This is a genomic window from Oryzobacter faecalis (genome assembly GCF_046764005.1).
In the GTDB taxonomy this organism is placed as follows: Bacteria; Actinomycetota; Actinomycetes; order Actinomycetales; family Dermatophilaceae; genus Oryzobacter; species Oryzobacter faecalis.
The window spans coordinates 1096-26189 of the sequence record NZ_JBKOFW010000011.1; the positions used below are offsets into that span (position 1 = coordinate 1096).

Consider the following 25094-nt stretch of genomic DNA (forward strand, 5'->3'; position numbering starts at 1 on the left):
ACCTGCCACGCGAGCGAGGCCCCGGGCCGGCGAGAGCCGCCCGGGGCCTTCGTGCGTCAGGGCCGGGCGTTGCTCGGCCGGCCCCAGGGACCGGTGATCGCGAAGACGTACCCCGGTGCGTAGATGTTGGCGAACATGGTCGACCCGTCGGCGCTGAACGCGACGCCGGCGAACTCGCTGCCGTTCAGCGCGTTGCGGGCCAGCGGGTAGGTCTTGCCCTCCCCGGTCACGCCCACGAGGTGCTGGATGCCGCCCCCGTCCTCGGCGAGGATGACACCGCCGTAGGGCGAGACGCTGATGTTGTCGGGGCCGTCGTAGCTCCCGGTGTCCGCGGCCGGGTCGAGGTTGACCCCGAAGATCGTGGTGAGGGTGACCTTCTCGGTGGCCGGGTCGTAGAACCAGACCTGGCCGTCGTGCTCGTTGGCGCTGCCGTCGGCGGCCCGGGCGAAGCTGGCCACGAACCAGGCGCCGTCGTCGCCCCACCAGGCCCCCTCGAGCTTCCGGCTCCGGGTGACCTGGTCCTCGGCGAACTGCCGGCGGACCGGGGTCGTGCGGGCGTCACGGTCGGGCACCTCCACCCACTCGACCTTGTACTGCGTGCCGGGCTGGGTGGCCAGCGACAGGTCGGGGACGTGCTGGTCCCCGCGCAGGCAGCGCATGGCCGCCAGGGTGCCGGCAGTGGCGCCTCCCTCGGCGAGGGCGAGGTCGCGCAGGGCACCCTTGCCGGGGACGAACCCCTCCGGCGGGGTCCAGCGCAGGAACAGCCCGTTGGGGGACGCGGCGTCCTCGGTCTCGTAGATCGCTGAGGTCGAGGGGTCGACCGCCACGGCCTCGTGCGCGAAGCGGCCGAGGAAGGTCAGCGGGTCGGGGCTGCGGCCGAGGTTGGCCTCCTGGCTCACCGGGTCGACCTCGAAGACGTAGCCGTGGTCCTTCTGGAACCGCCCGCCCCTGCGCTGCTCGGTCTCCTCGCAGGTCAGCCGCGTCCCCCACGGAGTGACCCCACCGGCGCAGTTGTTGTGCGTCCCCGCGACGCTCGTGTACTCGCGCAGCCGGTTGCCCTCGGCGTCGACGTCGATCGTCGTCGTGCCGGCCCGGGCGCCCGGGTCGTAGGTGAGCCCGGCCAGCGGCGGGACGCCGTAGCGCTCGCCGCCGACGATCTCGTGGTTGTTGACGACCGAGGACCCGTCGCCGAGGGGGAAGATCCCGTTGCCGTCGGGGTCACTGGGCGTGGGAACACCGTCCAGGGTCTGGGTCACCCCGCTGCGGGCGACGACGCGGTAGCGGAACCCGTCGGGCAGGTCCAGCAGGCCGGCCGGGTCCGGGACGAGCGGGCCGTGGCCGGTGGACCCGCGGGGGACGCTGCCGGCCATCGCCCCCGCGTCCCCGGCGATGACGATTCCCAGGCCCGCGACGGCGGTGCCCTCGAGGAAGCGGCGGCGGTTGATCAACGACGACATGGCGTGCTCCTGACCGTGTGGAAGGGACCACCCCGCCCGCTCTGGTGCGGACGAGGCGCCTCGCCCCTCGACCCCGCCCGGCTCGTCGCGTCCAGCCGCACCTCGCCGTCGTCACCGAAGGACCAGGTCCGACCACGATGGCCCCCTTTCGGGGTGACACGCCACAGGACCCTGATCGGACTTCCCGAACCGCGCCCTACGCTCGGCGCATGGAGCCCACCCCCGCCCCCGCCGCCTCGTCCTCGGTGTCGGTGACCCGCGGGCCCCGGTCCGAGTGGCGCCGCGCGTGGGTGGTCGTCGGGGTCCTCGCCCTCGTGCTCGTCCTCTGGTTCGTCCTCACCCGGGGGAGCCAGACCGTCTTCTACGTCGTCATGAGCTGGTTCGCGGCGCTCGCGATGGAGCCGGCCGTCTCGCGCCTGGCACGATGGATGCCACGGGCGGCCGCGACCGCCGCGGTCATGCTCGCCTTCTTCGCGTCGGTCGTCGCCTTCCTCTGGGCGTTCGGCAGCCTCCTCGTCGACCAGCTGGCCGCCCTGGTGACGGCCGTGCCCGACATCGCCACCGACGTCCTCGACCAGGTCAACCGGGCCACCGGGTCGCAGTACACGGTCGACAACCTCCTCGAGTCGGTCGGCGTCAGCCCCTCGGACCTCTCCGGGTACGCGCAGGACGTCGCGTTCGGCGTCCTGGGGTTCGTCACGGCCGTCCTCTCGACCGCCTTCGGGCTCTTCGTCGTCGCGTTCTTCGTCTTCTACATCTCGGTGGGGATGCCGACCCTGCGCCTCTGGCTCGGCGAGCGGATGCCGCCGCGCCTCCAGGTCCCCTTCCTCACCGCGTGGGAGCTGACGAGGGTCAAGGTCGGGGGCTACATCGCGGCCCGGGTCGTCCTCGCCTCGATCAACGCGGTCGCGAGCGGGGTGGCGTTCTTCCTGCTCGACCTGCCGTACTGGCTGCCGCTCGCGCTGTGGACCGGCGTCGTCGCGCAGTTCATCCCGAACGTCGGGACCTACGTCTCCATCGCGCTGCCGGTCGTCGTGGGGCTCACCTCGGGCGACCCGCTGCTCGGGCTCTGGGTGCTCGTCTGGGGCATCGCCTACCAGCAGGTCGAGAACCTCACCCTCGAGCCGCGCATCTCCGCGAAGGCGGTCGACGTCCACCCGGCCGTCTCCTTCGGGGCGGCCCTCCTCGGCGCCCAGCTCTTCGGGCTCTCCGGCGCGCTCATGGGCGTCCCAGTGGCCGCGACGATCATGGCGATGCTCGAGATCTACCAGCGCCGGTACGCGCTGACTCCCGAGACCGAGGCCCGGGTCGCCGCGCTGGTCACCCCGCGTGTCGAGGACGACGGCGCGGACGACGGCGAGGCCGACGAGGAGGGCGGCGCGTCGGGCCCCCCGCCCCCACCCCGCGACTGACGCAGATCACCCACGCCGTCGTCCCCTCGGGGCGTGGGCACCTCGCGATGAGTCGGATGGGGACGGCGGTGGCCGAGTGCTCATTACTCGCGCGTCACCTCGGGTTGGTGACAGGCTCGGGACGCGGCGGGTCAGCCCCGTCCACGACGAGCCGACGAACCGACCCCTGGAGGACCACGGATGTTCACGCGGATCGCCATCGTCAACCGCGGTGAGGCCGCCATGCGACTCGTGCACGCGGTGCGCGACCTCAACGCGCAGGCGGGTCCGGACGGCCACCGCATCGAGGTGGTGGCCCTGCACACCGAGGCCGAGCGCTCGGCGATGTTCGTCCGCGAGTCCGACGTCGCGTACGACCTCGGCCCCGCGTCGGCCCGTCCCTACCTCGACCACGCGGTGCTCGAGAAGGCCCTGCTCGAGACCCGCGCCGACGCCGCGTGGGTCGGCTGGGGGTTCGTCGCCGAGGACCCCGCGTTCGCGGAGCTGTGCGAGCGGATCGGGGTGACCTTCATCGGGCCCAGCGCCGAGGCGATGCGCAAGCTCGGCGACAAGATCGGGTCCAAGCTCATCGCCGAGGAGGTCGGCGTGCCGGTCGCGCCGTGGAGCCGGGGTGGGGTCGACACGCTCGAGGAGGCCGTGGCGTCGGCCGCCGAGATCGGCTACCCCCTGATGCTCAAGGCCACGGCCGGCGGTGGTGGGCGCGGCATCCGCAAGGTCACCTCCGACGCCGAGCTCACCGACGCCTACGAGCGCACCCGCGACGAGGCCGAGCGGGCCTTCGGGTCCGGTGTCGTGTTCCTCGAGAAGCTCGTCACGGGGGCCCGGCACGTCGAGGTGCAGGTCATCGCCGACGGGCAGGGCTCGGCGTGGGCGATCGGCGTCCGCGACTGCTCGGTGCAGCGGCGCAACCAGAAGGTCATCGAGGAGTCGTCCTCGCCGGTCCTCGACGAGACGCAGGCCCTCGAGCTCAAGGCGTCGGCCGAGCGGCTCGCCATCGCGGTGGGCTACGCCGGCGCCGGCACGGTCGAGTTCCTCTACCACCCGGGCGAGCGCTTCTTCGCGTTCCTCGAGGTCAACACCCGCCTCCAGGTCGAGCACCCGATCACCGAGGTCGTCACCCGCACCGACCTCGTGCGGCTGCAGATCCACGTCGCGTCCGGGGGGCGCCTGGAGGGCAGCCGCCCCGACGAGATCGGCCACGCGGTCGAGGCCCGCCTCAACGCCGAGGACCCCGACCGCGACTTCGCCCCCGCCCCCGGTCGCATCGCGCACCTCGAGCTCCCCGCCGGCCCGGGCATCCGCGTCGACACCGGTGTGGCAGAGGGCGACTCGATCCCAGCCGACTTCGACTCCATGATCGCGAAGATCATCGCCAGCGGTCGCGACCGCGACGAGGCGCTCGCCCGGCTGCGGCGCGCGATGCGCGAGACGACGGTCGTCATCGAGGGCGGCGCGACGAACAAGTCCTTCATCCTCGACCTGCTCAAGCAGCCCGAGGTCATCGACGGCTCGGCCGACACCGGGTGGATCGACCGCGTCCGGTCCGAGGGCCGGCTCGTGGCCACCGAGCACAGCGGTGTCGCCCTCGTCGTCGCGGGGATCGAGGCGTACGAGGAGGCCGAGGCGTTCGAGCGGACCCGCCTCCTCGAGACCGCTCGTGGCGGACGGCCCCAGGTGCAGCACGACGTCGGCCGCGCGGTCGACCTCAAGCTGCGCGGCACCGCCTACAAGGTCACCGTGTTCCGCACCGGCCCGGCGCGGTTCCGCGTCACGGTGGCCGACCCGACCGGAGAGGCCCACACGGTCGACGCCGACCTCGAGCGGGTCGGCCCCTACGCCAGCCGGATCCGCGTCGCCGACCGCACGCACCGGCTCGTCACCGCCTCGCACGGCCCGGTCCAGCTCGTCGAGGTCGACGGCGTCACCCATCGCGTCTCCCGCGACGAGGGGGGCGTGCTGCGTTCTCCCGCACCGGCACTCGTGGTCGCGACGCCCGCAAAGGTCGGCGACGAGGTGGCGGCGGGCGCGCCGGTCCTCGTCCTCGAGTCGATGAAGATGGAGACCGTCCTCCCGGCCCCCTTCGCGGCCCGGGTGAAGGAGCTCCTCGTCTCCACGGGCAGCCAGGTCGAGACCGGCGCCGCCCTCGTGCGGCTCGAGCCCACGGGCGACGGCGCCGAGGCGGCGGCCGAGGCGGCGGGGGACGCGGTCGACCTCGACCTGCCCGACGAGCTCGAGGACGGCGACGCGGCCGAGCGCGCCGCCCGGGGTCGCGCCGACCTCTCGGCGATGCTCCTCGGCTACGACCTCGACCCGACCCACGAGAGCCGCACCGTGGCGCGCTACCTCGCCGCGCGGGACGAGCTCGCCGCCGCCGGGAGCTCGCCGGTCGCCGACGAGATGTCGCTGCTCGCGTGCTTCGCCGACTTCGCCGAGCTGAGCCGCAACCGCCCGGTCGGCGAGGAGGCCCACGTCGAGAACCGCGTGCACAGCCCGCGGGAGCACTTCCACACCTTCCTGCAGACCCTCGACCCCGAGCGCGGCGGGCTCCCCGCGGACTTCGTCGGCCGCCTCGAGCGGGTGCTGGCGCACTACGGCGTCGACGGCGTCGAGCGCTCGGAGGGCCTCGAGCGCGCCGTGTTCCGCGTGTTCCTCGCCCAGCAGCGCTCCGCCCCCGAGGTCGCGATGGCGACGTCGATCCTCCAGCGCTGGCTCACCGAGCCCGCGCCCGAGGCTCCCCACGACGCCACGGCCCGTGAGCTGCTCGACCGTCTCGTCGCCGCGACGCAGCTGCGCTTCCCGATCGTCGGCGACCTCGCGCGCAGCGTCCGGTTCCGGTGGTTCGACCAGCCGCTCGTCGACGCCGACCGTGCGTCCGTGCTGGGCTCGGTCGGCGCCGAGCTGGACGAGATCGACGCCCTGCCCGACGGCCCCGACCGCACCGCCAGGATCGACGCGCTGGCGGCGATCCCCGAGCGGATCGTGCGCTTCCTCGGCGAGCGGCTGCGGCGCGCGGTGCCCGCACGCGAGCCGATGCTCGCCGTGCTCGTCAAGCGGCACTACCGCGAGCACGCCCTCCACGACCTCACCGAGTCGACGGTGGGCGGTCGGGCCGTGGCCACGGCGGACTACGCGCTCGACGAGCGCCCCTCGCACCTCGTCACCACGGTGGCGCGCTTCGACGAGCTGACCCCGGACGGTGACCTCTCCCGCCTCCTCGACGACCTCGTCGCCGACCGCGCCGACGGGGCCGACGCCGTCGTCGACCTCTACGTCCACTGGGGCGACCAGCCCGCCGACGCCGAGGAGGCCTCGGCCGCCCTCGGCGCCCGCCTCGCCGCGATGCCGTTCGCGGCGCGCGTGCGGCGCGTGGCCGTCGGTGTCGTCCCGGACGACGAGCGCGAGGTCGGCTACTTCACGTACCGCCCCCAGGCGGACGGCTCGCTGGAGGAGGACCGTGCGGTCCGCGACGTCCACCCGATGGTCGGCCGCCGGCTCAACCTCTGGCGGCTGCGCGACTTCGAGCTGACCCGCCTCGACGCGCCGGAGGACGTCCTCCTCCTGCACGCCGTCGCCCGCGACAACCCCCAGGACCAGCGGCTCGTCGCCCTGGCCCAGGTGCGCCAGCTCGTCGTCGTCCGCGACGAGGCCGGCAAGGTCACGGCCCTTCCGCACGTCGAGCGCGCCCTCGCCAACTGCCTCGAGGCGGTGCGCCGGGCCCGTTCGGCCCTCGGCGGCGGGGCCCGCCTCGACACGAACCACGTGTGGCTGCACATCTGGCCGCCGGTCGAGGCCGACCTCGACCAGCTGACGGCGCTGCAGGCCAAGGTCGCCCCGATGACGGCCGGCGCCGGCATCGAGGAGGTCCGCGTCCAGGGCGAGATCGCGGGCGACAACGGCCACACCGTGCCGATCTGCGCGCGGTTCTCGTACCAGCCCGGTTCGGGGGTCATCTTCACCGTCGAGCAGCCGCCGACGACGAAGGTCGCCCCGCTCGACGAGTACGCCGAGAAGGTCGTCCGGGCCCGCCGGCGCGGGCTCGTCTACCCCTACGAGCTCGTGTCGATGGTGGCCGGGTCGGGCGGGTCGGTCGTCGAGCACGACCTCGACGAGTCCGGCCGCCTCGTCCCCGTCGACCGTCCCTACGGCCAGAACACCGCCGGCATCATCTGCGGCGTCGTCACCACCCCCACCGACCTCCACCCGGAGGGCGTGACCCGCGTCCTGCTGTGCGGCGACCCGCTCCGTGCGCTCGGCGCGGTGGCCGAGCCGGAGTGCGCGCGCGTCATCGCCGCCCTCGACCTCGCCGAGGAGCGGGGGCTGCCCGTCGAGTGGTTCGCGCTCTCGGCCGGCGCCCGCATCTCGATGGACTCCGGCACGGAGAACATGGACTGGGTCGCCAAGGCGCTCAAGCGGATCATCGAGTTCACCCAGGCCGGTGGCGAGGTCAACGTCGTCGTCGCGGGCATCAACGTCGGGGCCCAGCCGTACTGGAACGCCGAGGCGACGATGCTCATGCACACCAAGGGCATCCTCGTCATGACCCCCGACTCGGCCATGGTCCTCACGGGCAAGCAGTCGCTCGACTTCTCCGGTGGCGTCTCGGCCGAGGACAACTTCGGCATCGGCGGCTACGACCGCGTCATGGGACCGAACGGGCAGGCGCAGTACTGGGCCAAGGACCTCGCCGACGCCTACGGCATCCTCCTCGCGCACTACGAGAACACGTGGGTCGCACCGGGGGAGGACGGCCCGCGCCGGGCGCCGACCACCGACCCGCACGACCGCGACGTCACCGTGTTCCCGCACTCGCTGGCCGGCAGCGACTTCACGACGGTCGGCGACATCTTCTCGTCGGCGACCAACCCCGACCGGAAGAAGCCGTTCGACATCCGCACCCTGATGCGGGCCGTCGCCGACCAGGACCACGAGACCCTCGAGCGCTGGGCGGGGATGGCCGACGCCGAGACGGCCGTCGTGTTCGACGCCCGCATCGGCGGGATCCCGGTGTGCCTGTTGGGGATCGAGAGCAGGTCGGTGCCGCGCCGCGGGGTGCCGCCCACCGACGGGCCCGACACCTACACCGCGGGAACGCTCTTCCCGCGGTCGTCGAAGAAGGCCGCCCGTGCCATCAACGCGGCGAGCGGGAACCGCCCGCTCGTCGTCCTCGCGAACCTCTCCGGCTTCGACGGCTCACCCGACTCGATGCGGGCCCTCCAGCTCGAGTACGGCGCCGAGATCGGCCGGGCGGTCGTCAACTTCGACGGCCCGATCGTCTTCGTCGTCGTCTCGCGGTACCACGGTGGCGCGTTCGTCGTGTTCTCCAAGGCGCTCAACCCGCGGATGACGGTGCTCGCCGTGGCGGGCTCGTTCGCCTCGGTGATCGGCGGCGCCCCGGCCGCGGCGGTCGTGTTCGCCCGTGACGTCGACGCCCGAACCGCCGCCGACCCGCGGGTCGCCGAGCTCACCGCCCGCCTGGCCGAGACGTCGGGCCCCGAGCGGGCGGCCGTCGCGACCGAGCTCGACGCGACGCGGACGGCGGTCCGCGCCGAGATGGTCAGCACGGTCGCGGCCGAGTTCGACCGGGTCCACGACATCCACCGGGCCGTCGAGGTCGGGTCGGTCGACGCGGTCATCGAGGGCCGGGACCTACGCCCGCGGATCATCGCCGCCATCGAGGACCTGATGGGGTGAGCCCCCTCAGCGCACGACCTTGAGGTTGAACTTCGCCGTGCCGAGGGCGCCCATGAGGCGCAGCCACACCGGGAGCAGCATCTCGGTCCCGCGCGCCGTCTCGATGCCGCCGAGGTCGATGACGTCGTCGTGCCCGAAGGCGGTGAGCAGCCCGGTGACGACGGCCTTGGCGGTGGCGTCGTCACCCGACACGAAGACGCTCGTGCTCGTGCCGAGGGCGGCGGGGTCGACCATGAGGTCGGCGTTGAGGGTGTTGAGCGCCTTGACGACCCGCGCCTGCGGGAAGGCCCGCTGCACCTGCTCGCCGAGCGAGTCGGTGTCCTTGACGAAGAGCGTGGGAGGGAAGCCCGCGGAGAAGTCGAGCGGGTTGGCGATGTCGAGGAGCGGCTTGCCGGCGAGGTGCTCGGCGCCCGCGAGGGCGAGGACCTCGAGGGTGGCGGCGCCCGAGGACGCGTTGACGACGAGCTCGGCGTCGGCGGCCGCGGCGGCGAAGGTCGCCAGCCCGACCGGCGCGTGAGCGGCGTGCCACGTCGCGAAGGGCGGCGTGCCCATGGCGTCGGGCTCCGTGCGGGCGAGGGTCGCGCCGGGGTCGCGCGTGCCGACGACCACGTCGTGGCCGAGGTCGTCGAGGCGGCCGGCCAGCGCGCGCCCGACCATGCCGGTTCCGAGGACGGCGATCTTCATGGGGTCTCTCCGTAGGTAGACAGGTCTGTCTGGTTGACGGCTGGACCGTAGCAGACAGATCTGTCTACGATCAACCCCATGTCCTCGGCCCGCGACCGCATCCTCGACACGGCCTTCCGCCTCTTCTACGCCCGGGGCCTGCGCGCCGTCGGCGTCGACCTGCTCATCGCGGAGTCCGGCGTCGCCAAGGCGACCTTCTACAAGCACTTCCCGGCGAAGGACGACCTCGTCCTCGCCTACCTCGACCGGGTCGACGACGTCTGGAGCGGCCAGCTGCACGCGGCGGCCGAGGCAGCCGGGCCCGACCCGGCCGACCGGCTCGTCGGCCTCTTCGACGCACTGTCCGGCGCCTGCCGCCGCGAGGGCTACCGGGGCTGCGCCTTCATCAACGCCGCCGCCGAGGCCGTGCCCGGTTCGCCGGTCCACGAGCGGACGGTGGCCCACAAGGCAGCCGTCCTCGCCTGGGTGCGTGGGCTCGCCGAGCAGGCCGGGGCGCAGGACCCCGACGGGCTGGCGCGCGCCCTGACCCTCCTGCTCGACGGAGGTCTGGCGAGCGGGGCGCTCGACGCCGACCCCGACGCGCCCCGGCGGGCCCGGGAGTCGGCCCGGCTGCTCGTCGACGCCGCCACGGGGCGCGCCGCATGACGGTGGTCGCGCTCGTCCTCGCCGCCGGCGCCGGCCGCCGCATGGGTGGGCCCAAGGCCCTCGTCCGCCCGCGTCCGGGCGCGCCGACCCTCCTCGAGGCCGCCGTGGGCCGCGTCCGTGCCGCTGGGTGCGACGAGGTCGTGGTCGTCGTCGGGGCCGAGGCCTCCGCGGCCGGGGACGTCGCGCGCGCGACCGGCGCGCGCGTCGTCGAGGCCACCGGCTGGGACGAGGGGATGGGCGCCTCCCTGCGCGCCGGCCTGGACGCCCTGACCTCAGGGGCCGAGGACGCCGAGGTCGCGCTGGTCACCCTCGTCGACCTGCCCGACGTCGGGCCCGACGTCCTCGCGCGCGTGCTCGACGCCGCCGACGGGCCGGCGACCCTCGCGCGCGCCACCTACGCCGGCACGCCCGGGCACCCCGTCCTCCTCGGCCGCCACCACTGGGCCCCGGTGCGCGACAGCGCAACCGGCGACCGCGGTGCCCGTGAGTACCTGCGGGTCACCGACCACCGGCTCGTCGAGTGCGGCGACCTCGCCACCGGCCGCGACGTCGACACCGTCGACGACCTCCGGCGGTCCGACGCCGCGGATGCCTGAGAGCGGGTCCCGCTTCCGGATCGCCCTCGCGTGGGCGATGCTGGCGCCATGGACCCGAGGACGACGTTCGCGACGACGCACGACCTCACGGGTGCGCTGGGCGAGACCGGCTACCTCGCCGACGAGGCGCTCGCGACCGTCGCGTGGCTCGGCCTCCGGCTCGCGCGGCCGCTGCTCCTCGAGGGCGAGCCCGGCACCGGCAAGACCGCGCTCGCCGAGGCCCTCGCCGAGTCCATGGACGTCCCGCTGATCCGGCTGCAGTGCTACGAGGGCATCGACGCGACGCAGGCCCTGTACGACTGGGACTTCCCCCGGCAGATCCTCCACGTCCGGGCGCTCGAGGCGGTCGAGGGTGCCGCGCGCGACGTCCGCGAGGTCGAGGACGGGTTGTTCGACGAGCGGTTCCTCCTCGCCCGGCCGGTCCTGCGGGCGCTGCGCGAGGCACCGGCCGTCCTCCTCGTCGACGAGGTCGACCGCGCCGACGACGAGTTCGAGGCCTTCCTCCTCGAGGTCCTCTCGACGTGGCAGGTGACCATCCCCGAGCTCGGCACGGTGAGCGCGGCGGTCCCCCCGGTCGTCGTCCTCACGAGCAACCGCACCCGCGAGCTCCACGACGCCCTCAAGCGGCGCTGCCTCTACCACTGGCTCGAGCACCCCGGCATCGAGCGCGAGCTCGCCATCCTCCGCAGCCGCGCGCCCGAGGTGCCCGAGGCGCTGGCGGGGCAGGTGGTCCGCCTCGTCCACGGCATCCGCACCGACCGCGAGCTCGTCAAGCCGCCGGGCGTGGCCGAGACCCTCGACTGGGCCCGGGCCCTCCACGAGCTCGGCACCCGCGAGCTCGACACCGAGCTCGCGGCCGCCACCCTGGGCGTCGCTGTCAAGTACCGCGAGGACGCCGAGCGGGTGAGGAAGGCGCTCGACGCCATGCTGGCGCGATGACCGTCCCGGAGCCGCTCCACCCGCCCGAGGAGGTGCTCCTCGGGTTCGCCCGCGCCCTGCGGGCGGCCGGCGTCAACGTCACCGCCGACCGCGAGCGGACCTACCTCGAGGCCGTCGCGGCGGTCGGCCTCGACGACCAGCCGGCGGTCTACCACGCGGGCCGGGCCACCCTCTGCGCCTCGCCCGCCGACCTCGAGCGCTACGACCAGGTCTACGCCGCGTGGTTCAGCGGGGCCCGCGCCGGGAACAAGGGCCGTCCACCCGTGCCCGACGTCGTCCCCCAGGCCGGGCTCGGCGTGCAGGACGACCGACCCGGCCAGGGTGATGACGACCCGGACACCATTCGCGCACGGGCCAGCTCGACCGAGGTGCTCCGGCACCGCGACGTCGCGTCCCTCGACCGCGGGGAGCGCGAGGAGCTCGCCCGCCTCTTCGCGCTGCTGCGCCCCCGGGCCCCCCGACGCCGGGCCCACCGCCACGTCGCCGCCCCGCGCGGCCGCGTGGACGCCCGTGGCACCCTCCGCGCGACGCTGCGCCGGATGGGGGAGCCGGGCGAGGTGCGGTGGCGGCGCCGCGCCACCCGTCCGCGGCGCGTCGTCCTCCTCGTCGACGTGTCCGGGTCGATGAGCGCCTACGCCGACGCGCTCGTCCGCCTCGCGCACGCCTACTGCGCCGCCGGCGTCCCCACGGAGGTCTTCACCCTCGGCACCCGCCTCACCCACGTGACCCGCCCGCTGCACCACCGCGACCCGGACCGCGCCATCGTCGCGGCGGGGGACGCCGTCCCCGACTGGTCCGGCGGCACGCGCCTGGCCGAGGGTGTCAAGGTCTTCCTCGACCGCTGGGGACGGCGCGGGATGGCGCGCGGTGCGGTCGTCGTCGTCTTCAGCGACGGCTGGGAGCGCGAGGCCCCCGAGGCCCTCGGCGAGCAGGTCCGGCGGCTGCGCGCGGTCGCCCACCGGGTCGTCTGGGTCAACCCGCACCGGGGCCGGCCGGGCTACGAACCGGTGCAGGGCGGCATCATGGCGGTCCTGCCCCACGTCGACGACTTCGTCGCGGGGCACTCGATGGCCGCGTTCGAGGAGCTGACGGAGGTGGTGGCGCGTGCGTGACGTGCTCCCCGAGCTGATGCGCTGGTGGCGCGCGGGCGACACCGTGGGCGTCGGCACCGTCGTGGCGACCTTCCGCTCGGCCCCCAGGCCCGCCGGCGCCTCGATGCTCGTCGGTCCCGGGGGAGAGGCCGTCGGCTCGGTGTCCGGGGGCTGCGTCGAGGGCGCGGTCTACGAGCTCGGCCAGCAGGTGGTCGCGGCCGGTGACCCCGTCCTCCAGCGCTACGGCGTCTCCGACGACGACGCGTTCGCCGTCGGCCTGACCTGCGGCGGCATCCTCGACGTCTTCGTCGAGAAGGTGTCCCGCGAGACCTTTCCCGAGCTCGGGGCGGTCGCCGCCGACGTCGAGGCCGGGCGACCGGTCGCCGTCGCCACCGTCATCGAGCACCCCGACCCGGCCCGGGTCGGGCGCCGGCTCGTCGTGCGCCCGGAGGACGCCACCCCTGCCGCCGCCACCGGCACGCTCGGCAGCCCCCGCGCCGACGCGGCGGTCACCGACGACGCCCGCGGCCTCCTCGCCGCCGGCCGCACCGAGACCCTCACCTACGGACCCGACGGCGAGCGGCGCGGCGAGGGGATGCGCGTCTTCGTCTCCGCGTTCGCGCCCCGCCCGCGGATGCTCGTCTTCGGCGCGATCGACTTCGCCGCGGCGGTCGCCCACGTGGGGGCCTTCCTCGGCTACCGGGTCACGGTCTGCGACGCACGCCCGGTCTTCGCGACCGCGAGCCGGTTCCCCGCCGCCGACGAGGTCGTCGTCGAGTGGCCGCACCGGTACCTCGAGGCCGAGGTCGAGGCCGGGGAGGTCGACGGACGAACCGTCGTGTGCGTCCTCACCCACGACCCGAAGTTCGACGTCCCCCTCCTCGAGGTCGCGCTGCGCCTGCCCGAGGTCGCCTACGTCGGCGCGATGGGGTCGCGGCGCACCCACGAGGACCGCCTCGCCCGGCTGCGGGAGGCCGGGCTCACCGAGGACGAGCTGGAGCGCCTGTCGAGCCCGATCGGCCTCGACCTCGGGGCGCGCACCCCCGAGGAGACGGCCGTGTCGATCGCGGCCGAGATCGTCGCGCTCCAGTGGGGCGGCGGCGGCCGGCGCCTCCAGGGCGTCGAGGGGCCCATCCACCACGGGCAGCACGACCCCGCCTGACCCACCCGCTTTCCTCATCGGAAAGGGCGGTTCCACGACGTGGGAACAGGTCCGCTTTCGACACCCCTTGTGGCGCGCGTCACTTCGGGTGAGGATCACGGACACGACACGTCCCACCTGCGAAGGAGTCAACGATGACTCGGGTCAACGTCACGGTCGACGGAATGCAGTGCTCCGACGAGATCGAACCGCGCATGCTGCTCGTCCACTACCTGCGAGAAGTCGTCGGCAAGGTCGGGACGGTCGTGGGCTGCGACACGAGCAACTGCGGGGCGTGCACCGTCCATCTCGACGGCCGCAGCGTCAAGTCGTGCAACGTGCTCGCGGTCCAGGCCGACGGGCACGAGGTCACGACGATCGAGGGGATCGCGGCGAACGGGGATCTGCACCCGATGCAGCAGGCCTTCCACGACCACCACGCGCTCCAGTGCGGCTACTGCACGCCGGGGATGATCATGCAGGCCATCGACCTGCTGGGCGAGAACCCGAACCCCTCCGAGGAGGAGATCCGGCTCGGGCTCGAGGGCAACCTGTGTCGCTGCACCGGGTACCACAACATCGTCAAGGCCGTCGCGGCCGCAGCCGCGTCGAGCTCCTCGACGCCGGCGGAGGTGGCCCCGTGACCGCCGTCGACGACCGCCCCACCGCCGAGATCGGGACCGCGCGCAAGCGCAAGGAGGACGCCCGCCTCATCACCGGACGCACCCGGTGGACCGACAACATCGTGCTGCCGGGCATGCTCCACCTCGCGATGGTCCGCAGCCCGTTCGCCCACGCGACGATCACCGGCATCGACACCACCGCCGCCAAGGCCGCGCCCGGTGTCGTCGCCGTCTTCACCGGGGCCGACATCGCGGACATCCAGGGCGTCAACATCACCGCCTGGCCGCTCAACGCGGACCAGAAGACCCCCGACCACCTGCCGATGCCGAGCGAGCGGGTCGCCCACGCCGGCGAGATCGTCGCGGTCGTGGCCGCCCGCTCCGCCGCGGCCGCCCGCGACGCGGCAGAGCTCGTCGACGTCGACTACGACGAGCTGCCCGCCGTGCTCGACCTCAAGGAGGCGGCCACCGACGCCGTCCTCGCCCACCCGGGCCTGGGGACCAACAAGTCGGCCTTCTGGCAGCTGGACTCCAAGGAGGGCGGCACCGGCGGCGACGTCGACGAGGCCATCGAGAAGGCCCGCGCCGACGGCATCGTCATCGAGCGCGAGTACCGCCAGCAACGGCTCGTCCCGGCCTTCATGGAGCCGCGGTCCACCGTCGTCGACCCCACCGGTGAGCAGGTGACGATGTGGTCGGCCACCCAGATCCCGCACATCCTGCGGTTCTGCATCGCGGCGACCACCGGCCTGCCCGAGTCCAAGATCCGCGTCATCGCACCGGACGTCGGCGGCGGCTTCGGCGGCAAGCTGCAGACGACGCCCGAGGAGTTCGTCACCCTCGCGGTGGCGCGCAAGCTCGCGAAGCCGGTCAAGTACACCGAGACCCGCTCCGAGTCGATGGTGTCGGCCCACCACGGCCGCGACCAGTGGCAGCGGCTCACGCTGGCCGCGGAGAAGGACGGCACCGTCACCGGGCTCAAGGTCGAGCTCCTCGCCGACCTCGGCGCCTACGCCGCGCTCGTCGGCGGCGGCGTCCCGGTGCTGGGCGCGTGGATGTTCAACTCGATCTACAAGTTCCCCGCGTACCGGTTCAACACGACGAACTACTACACGAACAAGACGTGGGTCGACGCCTACCGCGGCGCCGGTCGCCCGGAGGCGACGTATGCCATCGAGCGGCTCATGGACGAGCTGGCCACCGAGGTCGGGGTGGATCCGCTCGAGATCCGCGAGAAGAACTGGATCACGCACGAGGAGTTCCCGTTCACGACGGTGGCGGGCATGACCTACGACTCGGGCAACTACGAGGCCGCCACCGCGAAGGCCAAGGAGCTCTTCGACTACGACGGCCTGCGGGCCGAGCAGCGGCGGCGCCGCGAGGCCGGCGACGTCGTCCAGCTGGGCATCGGGGTGTCGACCTTCACCGAGATGTGCGGCCTGGCCCCCTCGCGGGTCCTCGGTGCCCTCAACTACGGCGCCGGCGGCTGGGAGCACGCGAGCATCCGGATGCTCACCACCGGCACCGTCGAGGTCATCACCGGCACGTCCCCCCACGGGCAGGGCCACGAGACGGCCTGGAGCCAGATCGTCGCCGACCGCCTCGGGGTGCCCTTCGAGAACGTCGAGGTCCTCCACGGCGACACCCAGATCGCCCCGAAGGGCATGGACACCTACGGGTCGCGCTCGCTCGTCGTCGGGGGCGAGGCGCTCGTCCTCGCGGCCGACAAGGTCATCGAGAAGGCCAAGCCGCTCGCGGCGCACCTGCTCGAGGCCAGCGTCGACGACCTGGAGTTCAGCGGCGGGAGGTTCTCCGTCAGGGGCACCGACAAGGGCGTCGGCATCACCGACGTCGCCCTGTCGACGTGGACCGGCCACGACTACCCCGAGGGCCTGGAGCTCTCCCTCGACGCCGACGCGACCTTCGACCCGACGACCTTCTCCTTCCCCCACGGCACGCACCTGTGCGCCATGGAGGTCGACACCGAGACGGGCGCGACGACGATGGTCAGGTACGTCTGCGTCGACGACATCGGGAACATCATCAACCCCCTCATCGTCGAGGGCCAGGTCCACGGCGGGCTCGTCCAGGGCATCGCCCAGGCGCTGTGGGAGGGCGCGGAGTACGACGACCAGGGCACGCTCGTCACGGGCTCCTTCGTCGACTACACCCTCCCCACGGCGGCCGACACGATCAGCTTCGTCACCGGCCACACGACCTCGCCGTCGACGTCGAACTCGTTGGGCACCAAGGGAGTCGGCGAGGCCGGCACCATCGCGTCCACGCCCGCGGTGGTCAACGCGATCGTCGATGCCGTCCGCCACCTCGGCGTCAGCGACATCGCCATGCCGTGCACGCCCGAGCGCGTGTGGAAGGCGATCCAGGGCGGCGGGGCCGGCGGTGCGACGACCGCCGAGGCCCAGCCGCACTTCGCGGACGAGGCGCCGAACCAGGACCCCGGTGCAGGCACGACGGACGGAGCGGACCAGTGATCCCCGCGGCATTCGACTACGTGGCCCCGACGACCGTCGACGAGGCCCTCGCGGCGCTCGCCGAGGGCGGTGACGAGGCGAAGGTCCTCGCCGGCGGACAGTCCCTCCTGCCGATCCTGCGGATGCGGCTCAACGCGCCGGAGACGGTCGTCGACCTCGGCCGGATCGAGGAGCTGCGCGGCATCCGCGAGGACGGCGACGCGGTCGTCATCGGTGCGATGACGCCCTACAGCGAGGTCGTCAAGGACCCCACGGTCCGGCTCCACGCGGCCCTGCTCGCGCAGGCCGTCGAGGAGGTGGCCGACCCCCAGATCCGGCACCGGGGCACGGTGGGCGGCGCGCTCGTCCACGCCGACCCGGCCGGTGACGTCGGGGCGCCGGTGCTCGCGCTCGACGCCGAGCTCGTCATCCGCGGGCCCGGCGGGGAGCGCACCGTCGAGGCCGCCGACTTCTTCCGGGACCTGTTCGAGACCGCGGTGGGCGAGGGCGAGCTGCTCACCGCCATCCGCATCCCGAAGCACACCGGGTGGGTGTCGCACTACGAGAAGTTCGTCCGGGTCTCGCACCAGTGGTCGATCGTCGCCGTCGCGGCGGCGCTGCGCGTCGAGGGCGGCACGATCGCCGAGGCACGGGTCGGTCTGACGAACATGGGCTCGACGCCGCTGCGCGCGCGCTCGGTCGAGGCGGCGCTCGTGGGCCGGTCGGCCTCCGACCTCGGCGACGCGTGCGACTCCGCGGCCGACGGCACGAACCCGCCGAGCGACCTCAACGGTGACGCCGACTACCGGCGCCACCTCGCGCGCGTCCTCACCCGGCGGGCCGTCGCGACCGCGCTCGGGAGCTGAGGCCCGTGGAGCTGAGCCACTCGTTCACCGTCCCGGCGTCGGTCGACGACACGTGGGCGACCTTCATGGACCTCGAGCAGGTCGGAGGGTGCTTTCCCGGGGCCACGGTCACCGAGGTGGCCGACGACTCGTTCGCCGGGACGGTGAAGGTCAGGCTCGGCCCGATCGCGCTGCAGTACGCGGGCTCCGGGCGCTTCGTCGAGCGCGACGACGTGGCCCACCGCGCCGTCATCGACGCCAAGGGCAAGGACAAGCGGGGCAACGGGACCGCAGGGGCCACGGTGACGATCCAGCTCGCGCCCGACGGATCGGGCACGAAGGTCGACGTCGCCACCGACCTCCAGGTCACCGGCAAACCGGCGCAGTTCGGCCGAGGGGTCATGCAGGACGTGTCCGACAAGCTGCTCGGCCAGTTCGTGGGGTGCATCGAGGGCAGGCTCGCGGCCGTTCCCGCGGCAGAGACCGCCCCAGCCCCCGAGGTGGTCGACTCCCCGGCGCCGGCGACCGCGGCCGCGGCGTCCCCGGTCCCCGCGCCGCTTCCCACCACGCCCTCGCCCGTACCGCGGGCGGCCCCGACGCCGACGGAGCAGGAGGACTCCATCGACCTCGGGGCCACCGTCCTGCCGGTGCTCGCCCGGACCTACGGCGGCTACGTGCTCGCCGGGATCGCCGGCCTCGTCATCGGCTGGCTCATCGGGCGCGGCGGCAGCTGAGCGGACCGGGTGTCGGGTCGGTCCCGACACCCGGCCGGTGGGCTCAGGCGTGCCGCACGCCGTGGCGGTGGTGCAGCCGGGTCGAGGCGCGGCGGGGTCCCGGGTGTCCGGCGGAGGACCCGGTGCCCTCCTCGCCCGAGCGCGCCCGGAGCTCGTCGTTGATGCGGCGCGCGTCGGCGTCGCGGCCGTCGGTGAACCAGCCGATGCGCCCGCCCTGGTCGGCGGACATCCGGCGGTGGGTGCGCTCCATGAGCGCGACGAGGGGAGCGAGGAGCGCCCCGGCAGCAGCAGCGGTGAGGACCGTCTCGAGCATCTCGTTCGTGAACATGGCACAAGTTTGACGGTCGTTGAGACTCTGCCACCAGTGGCAGTATTGACACTGATGCACAAGTTCCTGCCATACTCGTGACCATGGCCCTCCGCTCCGTCGCCGTCCTCCTCCAGGAACCGGTCGCGCTCTTCGAGTACGGCGTCCTCACCGAGGTCTTCGGCCTCGACCGCACCGACGAGGGCGTGCCCGCCTTCGACTACCGCGTGTGCTCGGAGGAGGACCGCCCGCTCGACGCGCGCAACGGCACGAGCGTGACCGCCGCCCACCGCCTCGAGGCCACCGAGGACGCCGACCTCGTCGCCGTCCCCGCGTCGCCCTCGGCGCAGAACCCCAGCCCCGCGGTCGTCGCGGCCCTCAGGGCGGCGGACGCGCGCGGCGCCTGGATCATGTCGGTGTGCTCGGGGGCCTTCACGCTCGGGGCCGCGGGCCTCCTCGACGGCCGGTCGTGCACGACGCACTGGCGGCACGCCGCCGAGCTCGCCGAGCTCAACCCGGCCGCCCGAGTCGACCCCGACGTCCTCTACGTCCGCGACGGCAACGTCATCACGAGTGCGGGCACCGCGGCCGGCATCGATGCCGCCCTCCACCTCGTCCGCCTCGAGCACGGTGCCGGGGTGGCGAACACGATCTCGCGCCGGATGGTCGTCCCACCGCACCGCGACGGCGGGCAGCGCCAGTACGTCGAGCGGCCCGTGCCGTCGTGCGACGCGGAGAGCCTCGGCCCCCTGCTCCAGTGGATGGTGCAGCACCTGGACGAGGCGTTCACCGTCGACGACCTCGCCCGCCGCGCCACGATGTCGCCGCGCACGTTCGCGCGCCGCTTCGTGGCCGAGACGGGGACCACGCCGCACCAGTGGCTCACCGACCAGCGCGTGCTGCGGGCGCGCCACCTCCTCGAGGAGACCGAGCTGTCGGTCGAGGAGGTCGCCCGCGACGCCGGGTTCGGCTCGGCGGCGCTGCTCCGGCACCACTTCACCAAGTGCACGGGCATCAGCCCCACGGCCTTCCGCACCCAGCACCGCGTGTCCGCCTGACCGGCGTGCACGAGGGCCCGCACCCCCGGGGTGCGGGCCCTCGCGGTTCAGGGCCGGTGCCCTGCGATGCGCCTCACTGCGGCGCGCGGGGGACCCTGCAGGTCACCGGCGCGGACACGTTGCCCGATCCGTCGACCGCGGTGAGGACGGCGTCGCCACGGCCCTTGAGGTTCCACTCGACCGCCCCGTCGCCGGCCTTCTGGCCGGGCGTGGCGCCGGCCTGGACCCACTTGACGTCGGTGCCGACGGCGAACGGGCCGAACACCGTCGTGCTCCCGCCGTCCTTGACGAACAGGTCGAGGTCCTCGGCGGGCCAGACGTCGTCCGCGGCGAGCAGGCGGTAGAACCCGTCCTGGTTCTGGCCCTGGCCGCCACCACCGGGTGCGGCGGGGATGCTGCCGTCCGGGTTCGGGCCCTGGACGCACCGGGCGACCGGCGGGGTGGTGTCCTGCCACAGCTTCGTCACGTCGAGCGAGACGGTGTCGCCGCCGACGTCGAGCGTGCCGGTGATGGTGTCGGTGCCGAGCGAGCCGGGCTCGACGGGGACGGTGTAGGTGAAGGTCACCGTGCCCGAGCCGTCGGTCTCGCACGAGGCCGGGGCGCACGTGCCCGCGGTCCCGCTGTTCGGGCCGGCCGACACCGAGAAGTCGACGGGCAGGCCGGCGAGCTCACCGGCGGGCCCGGTGACGGTGGCCGTCACGGTGTGGGTGTGGTCGACACCGAGCTCGTTCGTCGCGGTCGGCGGCGCGAGCGAGAACCCGAGGACCGAGAACGTCTCGCAGCGCTCGGCGACGGCCGTCGCCGCCGGGTCGCTCGCGGGCCCCGTGCCGGTCGCCGTGGCGCACACCTCGTGGCTGCCCGGTGCGAGGCCCTGGCCCGTCGCCGTCCACCCCACGGAGGAGGGGCCGGGCTGGGGGAGCGCGGCGGACGTCGTGGACGCGACCGGCGCACCGTCGACCTCCACGTCCACGGTGTCGAGCGTCGTCGCCGTGACGTTCGTGATGACGTCGGGCAGGTCGGACGGGTCGGTCACCGCGAAGCACTCGGTGCCACTCGCGTCGGCCATCTGCTGGAGCGTTCCCGCGAGGCCGCCGGTGCACGACGAGCCCGGACCCACGGCGAACGGGTAGATCGTCGCCTCGGCCGCCAGCGTGGCCAGCGCGCCCGCGAACCCCGAACCGGTCCCCGAGATGCCGTCCGAGAGGAACACGACGTTGACCGAGGACCCCGCCGCGGCCTGCGCGATCTCGTGGGCCGCCTCCAACCCGGCCTGGAAGTTCGTGTTGGTCCCCCCGACCGAGCGCGGCGTGAACTGCGACATGCCGCCGGCGACGATCGAGGAGATGGCGGTGTCGACATCGGGGTCGGACGGTGCGGTGACGAGCTGCTCACCGGCCGCGGAGGAGATGTCCGCGGCGGCGCCGCCGAGCCCGAAGATCGCGAGGCCGACGTCGACCGCCGAGCCGTCGGTGACGACGAGGTCGTTGAGCCCGGCGACGGCGTCCTTCTCGCAGTCGAGGACCGTCGGCCCGCCGGTACATCCGGCGCCGGTGCTGCCGGAGACGTCGACGACGTAGACCCACGACACGCTCGGCGCACCCTGCGCCACGCTCGCCGTGCCCGAGAGGGGCACGTCGACGGTGGTCGCGCCCGCGGGCACGACGAAGGTGTCGCCCGTGACGGGGGCGTCGACGGTGACGGTGAGGCCGGCGCCGTTCGGCAGCGGCGAGGTGGTCGAGCCGGCGAGGGCCGGCCCGGCGAGGGCCGCGGAGCCCGCGAACGCGGCCCCGACGGCGAGGGCGAGACGGCGCGAGCCGGTCCGCCCCGAGGTGGTCGGTGACATGGTGGTACCCCTCCATCCGGCGGGAGCCGTCGCAGGACGCCCCGTGCGGACACCCCCCGGTCCCGCCGGAGTCGAGGAGGGGGGACCCGGGCCCCCTGATACGAGCGGGCTGATCGGTCCTGCCGATCGGCCCCTCATCGCAGAAGCGACCTTCACACGATCTCCACACCGCCCTCCGGCGCCCTCCACCCGCCCGGTCCTACGCTCGCTTCCATGACCGAGGGGAGCACCGAGAGCGCGCGCACCGTCCTCGTCGTCGAGGACGAGCCGACGATCAACCGCGCCGTCACCGACCGGCTGCGGGCCGAGGGCTTCCGCGCGGTGCAGGCGCATGACGGCCCGGCCGCCGTGGCCGCCTTCGAGGAGCACCACCCCGACCTCGTCGTCCTCGACGTCATGCTCCCCGGGTTCGACGGCCTCGAGGTCTGCCGGCGGATCCAGGCGGTGCGCCCGGTGCCGGTCCTCATGCTCACCGCGCGCGACGAGGAGACCGACCTCCTCGTCGGCCTCGGCGTCGGCGCCGACGACTACATGACCAAGCCGTTCTCGATGCGGGAGGTCGTCGCCCGCGTCCGCGCCCTGCTCCGCCGGGTCGACCGCGCCGAGGCGCTCGCCGCGTCCGGTGGCCCCACGCACCTCGACGCCGCCGGCCTCGTCATCGACGTCCGCACCCGGCGGGTGTCGGTCGGCGGGGAGGTCGTCCACCTCACCCCGCTCGAGTTCGACCTGCTCTGCGCGCTCGCCACCGAGCCCGGCACGGTCCGCACCCGCGAGGTCCTCATGCGCGAGGTGTGGGGCTGGGGCGACGCGTCGGGGACCCGCACCCTCGACAGCCACGTCAAGGCGCTGCGCGCCAAGATCGGCGCCGACCGCGTACGCACCGTGCACGGCGTCGGCTACGCCCTGGAGGTGGGCCCGTGAACACCGAGCGGCCGCTCGACGGGATCGCCTCGATCAAGGTCAAGCTCGGCCTGCTCGTCGGCGTCAGCGTCCTCGCGGCGGTGACGATCGCCGAGGTCGCCGACGGCGGTCAGGTGCCCCTGTGGCTCAGCGTGCCGGTGACGGTGGTCGGGGCGCTCGCCGTGACCCAGTGGCTCGCCCGGGGCATGACCTCGCCGCTGCGGGAGATGACCGAGGCGGCGCAGCGGATGGCGGCCGGCGACTACGGCCAGCGCGTGCGGGCGACCTCCACCGACGAGGTCGGCGCGCTCGGCCGGGCGTTCAACGCGATGGCCGCCGACCTCGCCTCCGCCGACCAGCAGCGCCGCCAGCTCGTCGCCACCGTCTCCCACGAGCTGCGCACCCCCCTCACCGCGCAGCGGGCCCTGCTCGAGAACCTCGTCGACGGTGTCGTCAGGCCCGACGACGAGGCGCTGCGCGCCGCCCTCCAGCAGTCCGAGCGGCTGAGCGCCCTCGTCACGGACCTGCTCGACCTCTCCCGCATCGACGCCGGCGCCGCGCCGCTGGCCGTCGAGGAGGTCGAGGTCGCCGACCTGCTGCGCGCCGCGGTCGCCGAGGCCTCGGTCGACGGGCGGCCGGTCCGGGTCGTCGACAGCGTCGAGCCAGCCGACCTCGTCGTGCACGCCGACCCCGCCCGGCTCGCCCAGCTCGTCGCCAACCTCGTCGACAACGCGGTCCGGCACAGCCCGGCCGGGGGAGCGGTCGCCCTCGCGGCCCGGGCGAACGGCAGCGACCGCTGGGTCCTGGAGGTCCGCGACGAGGGGCCGGGCATCCCGGCCGAGCGCGCCGAGAAGGTCTTCGAGCGGTTCGGCTCGGGCGACGACGCCTCGGGAGGCACCGGCCTCGGCCTGGCCATCGCCCGCTGGGTCGCCGAGCTCCACGGCGGCGACCTCGCCGCCGTGCCCACGCCTGCGGGCGCCACCGGCGCCGTGCTCCGGGCCGACCTGCCCCGGCGGGCCCGGTCGACCCGCCCCACCCACCTGCTGGAGGAACGCGCCATGACCGCCGTCACCCCCGAGCCTCCGGCCCCGGCCCCGGCCCCGACCCCGGCCTCCCCGCCCGTCCCCGCCCCGGGGCAGGGCGGCGGCAGCCCGTTCACCCCGTCGGTCGCGTGGCCCGAGTCCGACGCCCGCCCCCAGCCCACCGTCGTCCTCGCGGCCCTGGGGATCGGGGCCTGGGCCGCGCTGACCTGGCCGGAGCACGACATCGGGTTCGCCGTCGCCGTGACGATGCTCGCTGCCGGCCTGCTGTTCTGGCGGGTGGCCAAGTACCGGCGCGAGGTCTTCACGACGGCGTGCGCCGTCGTCGCGGCCCTGCTCGTGTCGGTCGTCGCCCTGCGCGACGCCGACGGGGTCGTCGTGCTCTGCGTGCTCGTCGCGGTCGTCCTCGCGGCGGCCGGGCTGACCCGGGCGAGGACGATGCTCGCCGTGCCGCTCGGCGTCGCCGCCTGGCCGCTGTCCGGGCTGCGCGGCCTGCCCCTCCTCGGGCGGACCATCACGGCCACCGGGCGGATGCGCGTCATCTGGCCCGTCCTGCGGACCGTCGCCTTCTCGCTCGTCGTGCTCGCGGTGTTCGGTGGCCTGTTCGCCTCCGGTGACGCCGTGTTCGGCTCGTGGGCCGAGGCCGTGGTGCCCGACCTCGGGTGGGACACGATCGTCCAGCGGACCTTCGTGCTCTTCCTCGTCGCGGGCGTGGCACTCACCGGTGCCTACCTCGCCCTCAACCCGCCGAACACCGGTGACGTCGAGCTGCCCGCGTCGAGGCGCACGGCCCGACCGTGGGAGTGGGCGGTGCCCGTCGGCATCGTCGTCGCCCTCTTCGCCGGCTTCCTCGTCGCGCAGGCCACGGCGATGTGGGGCGGCCACGAGTACCTGCGCGAGACGACCGGGCTCACCTACGCGGAGTACGTGCACCAGGGCTTCGGGCAGCTGACCACTGCGACGTTCCTCACCGTCCTCGTCGTCGCCGTGACCATGCGGGTCGCCCCCCGGGAGAACCCGCGCGACGGGCTGCTCCTGCGCATCCTCCTCGGGGCGCTGTGCGTCCTCACCCTGGCGGTCGTCGCGAGCGCCCTCTACCGGATGTCGCTGTACCAGGAGGCCTACGGGTACACCGTGCTGCGCGTCTTCGTCGACGGCTTCGAGCTGTGGCTCGGCCTCGTCGTCGCCTTCCTCCTCGCCGGTGTGCTGCGGCTGTCGGGGGCGTGGATCCCGCGGGCCGTCCTCGTCTCGGCCGCGGTGTTCGTCGTCGGCTTCGCGGCGATGAACCCCGACGCGTGGGTCGCCGGCCGCAACATCGACCGGTACGAGGCGGGCAAGCCGCTCGACACCCGCTACCTGTCGACCCTGAGTGCCGACGCCTCGCCCGTCCTCGCGGACCGGTTGCCGGCCGAGCTCGCGGCCTGCGTGCTGCGCGACGCCCCGAGGTCGGTGAGCGACGACGACCACGACGACGGCGTCCTCGGCTGGAACCTCGGGCGCGTGCGGGCCACCGCCGTCCACGAGGGGCTGCCGCCCGCGACGGCGTGCGACCCGCTGCTCGGCGACCTCCACCGCGGCTGACGAACACCCGCGCGAGCCCCGTCCGCCGCGTCTAGG

Annotated in this window: 18 protein-coding genes; 14 read left to right on the top strand and 4 right to left on the bottom strand. The window is 74.1% G+C overall.

The features are described 5' to 3' along the window. Nucleotides 1–56: 56 nt before the first annotated feature. Nucleotides 57–1457 carry an alkaline phosphatase PhoX gene (locus ACK8HX_RS15760; RefSeq protein ID WP_411941674.1) on the bottom strand — a complete coding sequence of 467 codons (1401 nt, stop codon included), beginning with the start codon at nucleotides 1455–1457 and terminating at the stop codon, nucleotides 57–59. A gap of 209 nt (nucleotides 1458–1666) precedes the next feature. Between ACK8HX_RS15760 and ACK8HX_RS15765 the strand changes: the two genes are divergently transcribed. Next, a complete protein-coding gene (locus tag ACK8HX_RS15765; RefSeq protein ID WP_411941675.1) occupies nucleotides 1667–2869 on the top strand; it encodes an AI-2E family transporter in 1203 nt (400 codons plus the stop codon). Between the two features lie 180 nt (nucleotides 2870–3049). Beyond that, nucleotides 3050–8560 carry an ATP-binding protein gene (locus tag ACK8HX_RS15770; protein WP_411941676.1) on the top strand — a complete coding sequence of 1837 codons (5511 nt, stop codon included), beginning with the start codon at nucleotides 3050–3052 and terminating at the stop codon, nucleotides 8558–8560. 6 nt (nucleotides 8561–8566) lie between these two features. Here the strand turns inward: ACK8HX_RS15770 and ACK8HX_RS15775 are convergent, their stop codons facing one another. Continuing rightward, the gene (locus ACK8HX_RS15775) at nucleotides 8567–9244 is read right to left on the bottom strand and encodes an NADPH-dependent F420 reductase (RefSeq protein WP_411941677.1); all 678 of its coding nucleotides are present in this window, start codon (nucleotides 9242–9244) and stop codon (nucleotides 8567–8569) included. A 78-nt stretch (nucleotides 9245–9322) separates the two neighbouring features. Here ACK8HX_RS15775 and ACK8HX_RS15780 point away from each other — a divergent pair, with 78 nt between their 5' ends. From ACK8HX_RS15780 to ACK8HX_RS15820, 9 genes are all read left to right on the top strand, one after another. Continuing rightward, entirely contained in the window at nucleotides 9323–9889 is a 567-nt protein-coding gene (locus tag ACK8HX_RS15780) for a TetR/AcrR family transcriptional regulator (RefSeq protein ID WP_411941678.1), read from the top strand. Further along, nucleotides 9886–10485 carry a nucleotidyltransferase family protein gene (locus ACK8HX_RS15785; protein ID WP_411941679.1) on the top strand — a complete coding sequence of 200 codons (600 nt, stop codon included), beginning with the start codon at nucleotides 9886–9888 and terminating at the stop codon, nucleotides 10483–10485. Before ACK8HX_RS15780 ends, ACK8HX_RS15785 begins: the two co-directional genes overlap by 4 nt. 48 nt (nucleotides 10486–10533) lie before the next feature. Further along, nucleotides 10534–11424, top strand: coding sequence for an AAA family ATPase (locus tag ACK8HX_RS15790; protein ID WP_411941680.1), 891 nt, complete (start codon nucleotides 10534–10536; stop codon nucleotides 11422–11424). Then, a complete protein-coding gene (locus ACK8HX_RS15795; protein WP_411941681.1) occupies nucleotides 11421–12536 on the top strand; it encodes a vWA domain-containing protein in 1116 nt (371 codons plus the stop codon). Before ACK8HX_RS15790 ends, ACK8HX_RS15795 begins: the two co-directional genes overlap by 4 nt. Beyond that, a complete protein-coding gene (locus tag ACK8HX_RS15800) occupies nucleotides 12529–13677 on the top strand; it encodes an XdhC family protein (RefSeq protein ID WP_411941682.1) in 1149 nt (382 codons plus the stop codon). The genes ACK8HX_RS15795 and ACK8HX_RS15800 overlap by 8 nt, the downstream gene beginning before the upstream one ends. A gap of 134 nt (nucleotides 13678–13811) precedes the next feature. Beyond that, nucleotides 13812–14300 (top strand): (2Fe-2S)-binding protein, encoded by a 489-nt coding sequence (locus tag ACK8HX_RS15805; protein WP_411941683.1) that lies wholly within the window; start codon nucleotides 13812–13814, stop codon nucleotides 14298–14300. Continuing rightward, nucleotides 14297–16771: a xanthine dehydrogenase family protein molybdopterin-binding subunit gene (locus tag ACK8HX_RS15810; RefSeq protein WP_411941684.1), complete on the top strand. Its 2475-nt coding sequence runs from the start codon at nucleotides 14297–14299 to the stop codon at nucleotides 16769–16771. The genes ACK8HX_RS15805 and ACK8HX_RS15810 overlap by 4 nt, the downstream gene beginning before the upstream one ends. Further along, a complete protein-coding gene (locus ACK8HX_RS15815) occupies nucleotides 16768–17616 on the top strand; it encodes an FAD binding domain-containing protein (protein ID WP_411941685.1) in 849 nt (282 codons plus the stop codon). Before ACK8HX_RS15810 ends, ACK8HX_RS15815 begins: the two co-directional genes overlap by 4 nt. 5 nt (nucleotides 17617–17621) lie before the next feature. Further along, nucleotides 17622–18329 (top strand): SRPBCC family protein, encoded by a 708-nt coding sequence (locus ACK8HX_RS15820; RefSeq protein ID WP_411941686.1) that lies wholly within the window; start codon nucleotides 17622–17624, stop codon nucleotides 18327–18329. A 43-nt stretch (nucleotides 18330–18372) separates the two neighbouring features. On the opposite strand, the gene ACK8HX_RS15825 is transcribed toward ACK8HX_RS15820, so the two are convergent. Beyond that, entirely contained in the window at nucleotides 18373–18657 is a 285-nt protein-coding gene (locus ACK8HX_RS15825; RefSeq protein WP_411941687.1) for a hypothetical protein, read from the bottom strand. A gap of 83 nt (nucleotides 18658–18740) precedes the next feature. Here ACK8HX_RS15825 and ACK8HX_RS15830 point away from each other — a divergent pair, with 83 nt between their 5' ends. Further along, nucleotides 18741–19694 carry a GlxA family transcriptional regulator gene (locus tag ACK8HX_RS15830; protein WP_411941688.1) on the top strand — a complete coding sequence of 318 codons (954 nt, stop codon included), beginning with the start codon at nucleotides 18741–18743 and terminating at the stop codon, nucleotides 19692–19694. A 73-nt stretch (nucleotides 19695–19767) separates the two neighbouring features. Here the strand turns inward: ACK8HX_RS15830 and ACK8HX_RS15835 are convergent, their stop codons facing one another. Next, a complete protein-coding gene (locus ACK8HX_RS15835) occupies nucleotides 19768–21537 on the bottom strand; it encodes a vWA domain-containing protein (RefSeq protein WP_411941689.1) in 1770 nt (589 codons plus the stop codon). Nucleotides 21538–21750: 213 nt separating this feature from the next. Between ACK8HX_RS15835 and ACK8HX_RS15840 the strand changes: the two genes are divergently transcribed. Then, on the top strand, nucleotides 21751–22458 hold the full coding sequence (locus ACK8HX_RS15840; RefSeq protein ID WP_411941690.1) for a response regulator: 708 nt from the start codon (nucleotides 21751–21753) through the stop codon (nucleotides 22456–22458). After that, the gene (locus tag ACK8HX_RS15845) at nucleotides 22455–25058 is read left to right on the top strand and encodes a DUF4153 domain-containing protein (RefSeq protein ID WP_411941691.1); all 2604 of its coding nucleotides are present in this window, start codon (nucleotides 22455–22457) and stop codon (nucleotides 25056–25058) included. Before ACK8HX_RS15840 ends, ACK8HX_RS15845 begins: the two co-directional genes overlap by 4 nt. Nucleotides 25059–25094: the final 36 nt, after the last annotated feature.

Bases quoted from the DNA above. Each gene is read 5' to 3' on its own strand.
- ACK8HX_RS15825 (WP_411941687.1), bottom strand. From the start codon at position 18,657: ATGTTCACGAACGAGATGCTCGAGACGGTCCTCACCGCTGCTGCTGCC.
- ACK8HX_RS15790 (WP_411941680.1), top strand. From the start codon at position 10,534: ATGGACCCGAGGACGACGTTCGCGACGACGCACGACCTCACGGGTGCG.
- ACK8HX_RS15835 (WP_411941689.1), bottom strand. From the start codon at position 21,537: ATGTCACCGACCACCTCGGGGCGGACCGGCTCGCGCCGTCTCGCCCTC.
- ACK8HX_RS15775 (WP_411941677.1), bottom strand. From the start codon at position 9,244: ATGAAGATCGCCGTCCTCGGAACCGGCATGGTCGGGCGCGCGCTGGCC.
- ACK8HX_RS15780 (WP_411941678.1), top strand. From the start codon at position 9,323: ATGTCCTCGGCCCGCGACCGCATCCTCGACACGGCCTTCCGCCTCTTC.
- ACK8HX_RS15785 (WP_411941679.1), top strand. From the start codon at position 9,886: ATGACGGTGGTCGCGCTCGTCCTCGCCGCCGGCGCCGGCCGCCGCATG.
- ACK8HX_RS15830 (WP_411941688.1), top strand. From the start codon at position 18,741: ATGGCCCTCCGCTCCGTCGCCGTCCTCCTCCAGGAACCGGTCGCGCTC.
- ACK8HX_RS15765 (WP_411941675.1), top strand. From the start codon at position 1,667: ATGGAGCCCACCCCCGCCCCCGCCGCCTCGTCCTCGGTGTCGGTGACC.
- ACK8HX_RS15770 (WP_411941676.1), top strand. From the start codon at position 3,050: ATGTTCACGCGGATCGCCATCGTCAACCGCGGTGAGGCCGCCATGCGA.
- ACK8HX_RS15840 (WP_411941690.1), top strand. From the start codon at position 21,751: ATGACCGAGGGGAGCACCGAGAGCGCGCGCACCGTCCTCGTCGTCGAG.
- ACK8HX_RS15795 (WP_411941681.1), top strand. From the start codon at position 11,421: ATGACCGTCCCGGAGCCGCTCCACCCGCCCGAGGAGGTGCTCCTCGGG.
- ACK8HX_RS15760 (WP_411941674.1), bottom strand. From the start codon at position 1,457: ATGTCGTCGTTGATCAACCGCCGCCGCTTCCTCGAGGGCACCGCCGTC.
- ACK8HX_RS15805 (WP_411941683.1), top strand. From the start codon at position 13,812: ATGACTCGGGTCAACGTCACGGTCGACGGAATGCAGTGCTCCGACGAG.